The organism is Streptomyces malaysiensis subsp. samsunensis (assembly GCF_024519315.1).
GTDB lineage: Bacteria > Actinomycetota > Actinomycetes > Streptomycetales > Streptomycetaceae > Streptomyces > Streptomyces malaysiensis.
This window is the reverse complement of record NZ_JANIIC010000091.1, coordinates 25,271-31,270: the sequence shown is the minus strand read 5'-3', so window position 1 is coordinate 31,270 and position 6,000 is coordinate 25,271. Positions and strand designations below refer to the sequence as shown.

The window sequence follows — 6,000 nt, the reverse complement described above, 5'->3', positions numbered from 1 at the left end:
CCGTGGGCGGCTGATGGCTTGGGCCCGTGCTCAGCATTGCCGGAGCGTGGCTGAGCAGCCGCGGCTTAGCTGTGCGGAGTTGTCGCGGTCGGCGACGAGCCCGTGGGCGTACGACGGACCAGCGGGCGGCTGACGCCCCGGGCCGCGCCCAGCATCGCAGGAGCGGGTCAGTCGCGGTTCAGCTGTACGGAGCTGTCTGCGGCCGACGGCGAGACCGCGGGTGCCCGACGGTCCCGTGGGCGGCCGACGACCTTGGGCCCGGCCGGGCACCATCGAAGTGCGGCTCAGTCGCGGTTCAGCTGTGCGGAGTTGTCGCGGTCGGCGGCGAGGCCGTGGGCGGCTGACGGCCCGGGCCCGCGCTCAGCACCGTCGGAGCGTGGCTCGGTCGCGGTTCGGCTGTGTGGAACTGCCTTCAGCTGGCGGGGAGGCCGTGGGTGGATGACGGACCAGCGGGTGCGGCCGACGTCCCGGGCCCGCGCCCGGTGCCAGCGAAGCGCGGCTCAGCTGTGTGGTGCTGTGTCCGCGAGTGGTGGCGAGCCCGGCACCGCCGGTGCCGTGCCGAACGAGTCGCGGTTCAGCGGTGCCGCACGGCTGAGCCGCGGGCTCAGCCGTGCGGCACCGGCTCCGAGTCGAAGGGGCCGTGGCCGTGCGGCGGCGGACCCGCGGCGAGTTCCTTCGCGGCCTCGGTCAGATCCTTGGCGGTGTCGATGGCACGCCAGTACGCGCCCTGGGGCAGTGGGAATCCCGCCAGCCGCCGCTCGCGCGCCAGGCGCGGGAAGGTGGTGCGCTCGTGGTCGCCCCGGTCGGGCAGCAGCGCGGTGAAGGCGGCCGAGAAGACGTAGACGCCCGCGTTGATGAGATACGGCGAGGGCGGCGACTCGATGAAGTCCAGGACGTGCCCGAACTCATTGGTCTCCACCGCCCCCCACGGAATGCGCGGCCGGGCGAGGGCGAGCGTGGCGGTGGCGCCGCGCTCGTCGTGGAAGTCCGCCATGTCGCGGAGCGAGAAGCGGGTCCAGATGTCGCCGTTGGTGGCGTACCAGGGCCGGTCGGGGTGGGGGAGCCTGGCGGCGGCGAACTTCAGGCCGCCGCCGCGCCCCAGCGGCTCCTTCTCGATGACGGTCGTCACCCGCAGCGGCAGCTCCGCCGCCTCGAGCCAGTCCTGGAGGACGGCGGCGAGGTGGCCGCAGGAGACGACGGCGTCGGTGACGCCCTCGGCGGCCAGCCAGGCCAGCTGGTGGCCGATGATCGGCGTCCCGGTGCCCGGGATCTCGACCATCGGCTTGGGGCGGTCGTCGGTGTACGGACGCAGCCGCGAGCCCTGGCCGCCGGCCAGGACGACGGCTTGTGTGGGGCGCGCGCTCTGGTGGTGATGCCCGGGTTTGCGCTCGTCGTCATCGCTCATGAACCGCACCATATGCGGTGGGGGGACCGCCGTAGGCGGAGCCGGAGAGGGAGCGGCGGGAAGAGCGGCAGCGGGAAGCGCGGCGGCGACGGGGCACGCCCGTCAGCCGCGCGGCCCAGGCGGCGCGGCTGACGCGGGTCAGCGGTACGCCTGGGTGATCCCGGAGGCGAACGAGGTGTCGCAGACGGGCCGGGCGTACCCCTGGGCGCGGCTCACACCGCCGTACTTGGCGACCGCGGCGCGGCCGAGCGCGCGGGCGATGGAGGCGCAGTGCTTGGCGAGCGAGGGCCGTTCGGCCGTGGCGACCTGGAGGTGGGTGAGCGCCACGGAGGGGTTCTTCTCCTGGAGCTCGGCGAGCAGGCGATCGCGCAGCAGCTCGTGCGGGGCCCGGTGGGAGGCATGCGTGGAGGCCCGGTCGGAGGAGGCGGTGAGGATCTGCGACTCGGCGCTCGGCGAGGCCCAGGGGACGCGGGTGACCGCGAGGGTGCCGGAGAGGACGAGCACGACGGGGAGGACGAGAGCGAGCGTTCTGCCGATGCGGCGGGCTGCGGTGTTCACGGGGCGGTTCCTCGCGGGTGGGTGGTACGGAACTGCGGTACGCGGTGATCGTAGCGAGGAGCGACGATTTGGCGACATTCAGTCACCAACCCGGGTGACGGAAAGCCGCTCTTGGCGATCAAAGAGTTGACGTTCGAGGGCGAAATGCTCGAAATGTCGGGGAATTTATCGACAACGCAACATCGTGGGAGCGCCCTGCGTCACCGGCCGGGGACGCCCGGTGCGAGCGCAGCGTGAGCACGGCACGGGTACAGCGTGAGCAGCACGGCACGGGCACAACGTGAGCAGCACGGCACGGGTACGACGCGACGGCGCCGCCCGTCCGCGGGGAGCGGACGGACGGCGCCGTCGGAACGACTCCGGATGACCGTCAGGGCATCGGGCTCAGTCGCTGAGCCGCTCGCCGGAGGAGGTCGAGAAGACGTGGGTCTCGCCCGGCCGCGGCACGACGTGCAGTTGAGCGCCCTTCTCCGGCACCTGGCGCCCGTTCACGCGGACCACCAGGTCCTTGACCTCGCCGCCGACCTCGGCGGTGCCGTAGACGTAGCCGTCGGCGCCGAGCTCCTCGACGACGTTGACGGTGACGGCGAGACCGGCCGGGGCGTCGTCGGACGCCTTGGCGAGGCCCTTGGCGGCGCCGCCGTTCTGCTCGACCACGTCGAAGTGCTCGGGCCGGACGCCCACGGTGACCGTGCGGTCGCCCTTGTCCGACGCGGCGCTCAGCGCCTCACGCGAGACCGGGACGACGCTGTTGCCGAACTTCACACCGCCGTCGGTGATCGGCACCTCGACGAGGTTCATCGCCGGCGAGCCGATGAAGCCCGCGACGAAGAGGTTGGCGGGGCGGTCGTACATGTTGCGCGGCGAGTCGACCTGCTGGAGCAGCCCGTCCTTGAGGACCGCGACCCGGTCGCCCATGGTCATGGCCTCGACCTGGTCGTGCGTGACGTAGACCGTCGTGATGCCGAGACGCCGCTGGAGGCTCGCGATCTGCGTACGCGTCTGCACACGCAGCTTGGCATCCAGGTTGGACAGCGGCTCGTCCATGAGGAACACCTGCGGCTCCCGGACGATCGCCCGGCCCATCGCCACACGCTGCCGCTGACCACCGGACAGCGCCTTGGGCTTGCGCTCCAGGTACTCGGTGAGGTCGAGGATCTTCGCCGCGTCCTCGACCTTCTGCCGGATCTCGGTCTTGTTCACGCCCGCGATCTTGAGCGCGAAGCCCATGTTCTGGGCGACGGACATGTGCGGGTACAGCGCGTAGTTCTGGAACACCATGGCGATGTCCCGGTCCTTCGGCGGCAGGTGGGTGACATCGCGGTCGCCGATCCGGATGGCCCCGCCGTTGACGTCCTCCAGCCCCGCGAGCATCCGGAGGGAGGTCGACTTCCCGCAGCCGGAGGGGCCGACGAGTACGAGGAACTCGCCGTCCTCGATCGAGATGTCGAGCTGATCGACAGCGGGCTTCTCAGTGCCCGGGTACACCCGGGTCGCCTTGTCATACGTGACCGTGGCCATGGTGATGTGTCCCTTCACCGGCAGGAACGTGCCGGACGATCCGAGTAAAGGTAGGGGTCTAGTCCACCGGAGGTGGATTGGCGTGACGCTATACCGGCGAGGGTGGCCATGTCTCTAGGTGAGACCCGAGAATTTTTCGAACGGATCACACCACGGGGACGGGTACACTGCTGTGGACGCCGACTTAGCTCAGCTGGTAGAGCACCGCTCTTGTAAAGCGAAGGTCGTCGGTTCGAACCCGACAGTCGGCTCTGTGTCTGAGCAGGGAAGAAGCCCCGGACGGTTTTTCGTCCGGGGCTTTTGACATCTACAGGTGACATCAACGCGAGAAAGCGCCGCTTGGGGTGGTGTGCGGCAAGGTCGCGGGCGCCTGATGCCGCGCGTCTTTAACGGCCTGCTGCCCGGTGGGGTGCCCTGTCAGGCGTAGATTGCGCTAGAGCTCGAATGTGACCAAGGTCACGTCTCACTGGCATCTTGCCTGGTCGCGGCGTACCTCGGTGAGTCGTGTTAGTTAGTCCTGGTTAGTTCCGGTTGGCCCACAGGGTGGAGCACAACGGACTTCTGGTACGCGACCGCGCTCGGGCCGTCCGCGCGAGCGTCCTACACTCCTGTCAACAGCGCAGAGGAGCCCCAACCGACCAGGTTTCTGAGGCCATTTGGTCGGCAGGACTCCTCGCGTGATGTCCCTAGCGATGTAGACGAGAGGAACACTCCTGTGGAGGATACGAGCAAGCCGCCGTCTGAGCGCAAACCGTCGAGGGTATCCGGCTTTAGCCGTTGGCTCTCCCGGCGACGTCGGACGGCCGTCAGCCTCATGCTTCGCGGCGCCTGCACCGGTACTGGCACGGCCGCCGTAGGCATCATCGCGGTCTGGGTCCAACATCGGATCTGACGACTGTCGTGCACGAGGCCCGCCATCGGTGGTGATGGCGGGCCTCTGCGGTAGGTCGGGGTCAGGCTTGGTCGGGTCGTCGTTTCAGCAGCCGGTCCATGTGGCTGATCGCTTCCCGCTGGGTGTCCTGGGCGACGTGCGTGTAGACGTCCATGGGCATGCTGATCTGGCTGTGCCCCAGGATCTCCATCAGCACGCGAGGAGCTACCCCGGCTGCCGTGAGCAACGTGGCGCAGCCGTGCCGGGCGTCGTGCAGCCGGATCGGTCGGAGACCGGCCGAGGCAGTGAGCCGGGAGAAGGACCGATTGAGGTTGCGCGGCTCGATCGGACGGCCCGTGCGGGTGGTGAAGACGAGTGAGCTGGGCGCGGGGGCGCCGGCCAGGCGGAACCGGTGCCAGCGCAACGCGGCCAGGCAGATCAGGGGGAGCGGCACCGGCCGGATCTTCCCGGTCTTGGTGGTGTCCTGGTACAGCTCACCACCGATGCGCTGCAGCTGGTTGCCGACGCGGATCACTCGCTCGTCCAGGTCCACGACCAGTGCAACCCCCAGTACCTCTCCGCGCCGCAGCCCCATCGCGATGGCGAGCACGAACGCCGCGTAGAGCCGGTCGTGGCGCGCCTCCTCCGGAAATTTCTGGCGCTGAGGGCCGTACGCGGCACGCGGTGAGCTTCCTTGGCCGTAGCAGGCGTGGTCTTGTGCGCCAGCTCGGCGAGGAAGACCCGGACGTGGCGAGGGCTGAGGGATTCCAGCCGCTTGGCCCCCCAGAATGGGTACCAAATTGGAGTTGACATCGTCTCGAACAAAGGTGGGAACGAGCAGATTTCTTCGCGGCTCAAGCTGTACAGCAACCTCAGCGACTGTGCCAGATACATGTCAGATCATGCTGCCGACTGCGCGCTCCTGGCTAGGTCAAGCCAAGGCTCCAAAAGATGTCAGCACTAGGAGCAGCAGCGTAAGGGGCACTCCGAACGCCGCACTACCTCGCACGATGCTCGCAGGCAGCCGGGTGCCGTTGAGATGAGCGAGCAGGTCGACCACCATAATGACAATTATCGGAGACTTCATGGGGTGACGACCCACTCCTCTGGACCCGGCGCATCCGCTTGCGTCCTTCGCTATTGAGCTCAGAACACCTTGCGATACAGCAGGAGCTGCGGATGAGTGCCGCGTTACTTGTGACGAGGTAGGTGTCACCCGTACGACGTACTACGCGTGGTTGAGTGGAAAACATTTTCCCGGGAGAGATGTATTGGAACTCACCGTGAAAGCCTGGAGTGGAGACGTTCATTACTGGCTACCGCGCCGTGAAAAAGCAGAATCTGAGCTCGTTAACCATCAGCCCCAGCGGAGGCAGAAGCCGCAAGGGATCGCGCGGGCCGCGACGAACTACGTTCCGGTCGCTGGGCCCTTCCCGAGCGATCGAACGAGCGTTCCGGTTACGTCCTCCCGCCCATAGGCTGGGACGAATGGCACACCGCACCGGATGCGCACCAGATAGAGCAGTGAACAGCGGTCAATGACAGCTGTTGCGACAGGCACGTCAGCCTGCCAGTCAGCGCCCGTTTTCGCTGTCAACACGGCAATTAGCGCGGGCCGCCCTGTGATTCCCAAGCTCAGCGTCTG

General features: G+C 68.2%; 3 protein-coding genes, 1 tRNA gene and 1 pseudogene. 1 reads left to right on the top strand and 4 read right to left on the bottom strand.

What is annotated here, in order from left to right; translation table 11 throughout:
- Positions 1-604: 604 nt before the first annotated feature.
- The 3 genes from NQU54_RS43835 to NQU54_RS43825 form a co-directional block, all read right to left on the bottom strand.
- Complete coding sequence (locus NQU54_RS43835; protein WP_257635879.1) at positions 605-1,405, bottom strand: nucleotidyltransferase family protein; 801 nt, start codon at positions 1,403-1,405, stop codon at positions 605-607.
- A gap of 138 nt (positions 1,406-1,543) precedes the next feature.
- Complete coding sequence (locus NQU54_RS43830) at positions 1,544-1,963, bottom strand: hypothetical protein (protein WP_257635878.1); 420 nt, start codon at positions 1,961-1,963, stop codon at positions 1,544-1,546.
- 384 nt (positions 1,964-2,347) lie between these two features.
- The gene (locus NQU54_RS43825; RefSeq protein ID WP_167502144.1) at positions 2,348-3,484 is read right to left on the bottom strand and encodes an ABC transporter ATP-binding protein; all 1,137 of its coding nucleotides are present in this window, start codon (positions 3,482-3,484) and stop codon (positions 2,348-2,350) included.
- 178 nt (positions 3,485-3,662) lie between these two features.
- On the opposite strand from NQU54_RS43825, the gene NQU54_RS43820 reads away from it, so the two are divergent.
- Positions 3,663-3,735, top strand: a tRNA-Thr gene (locus NQU54_RS43820).
- A gap of 702 nt (positions 3,736-4,437) precedes the next feature.
- Here NQU54_RS43820 and NQU54_RS43815 read toward each other — a convergent pair.
- Positions 4,438-5,214: pseudogene (locus tag NQU54_RS43815) on the bottom strand (tyrosine-type recombinase/integrase); the annotation flags it as partial.
- Between the last annotated feature and the right edge of the window lie 786 nt (positions 5,215-6,000).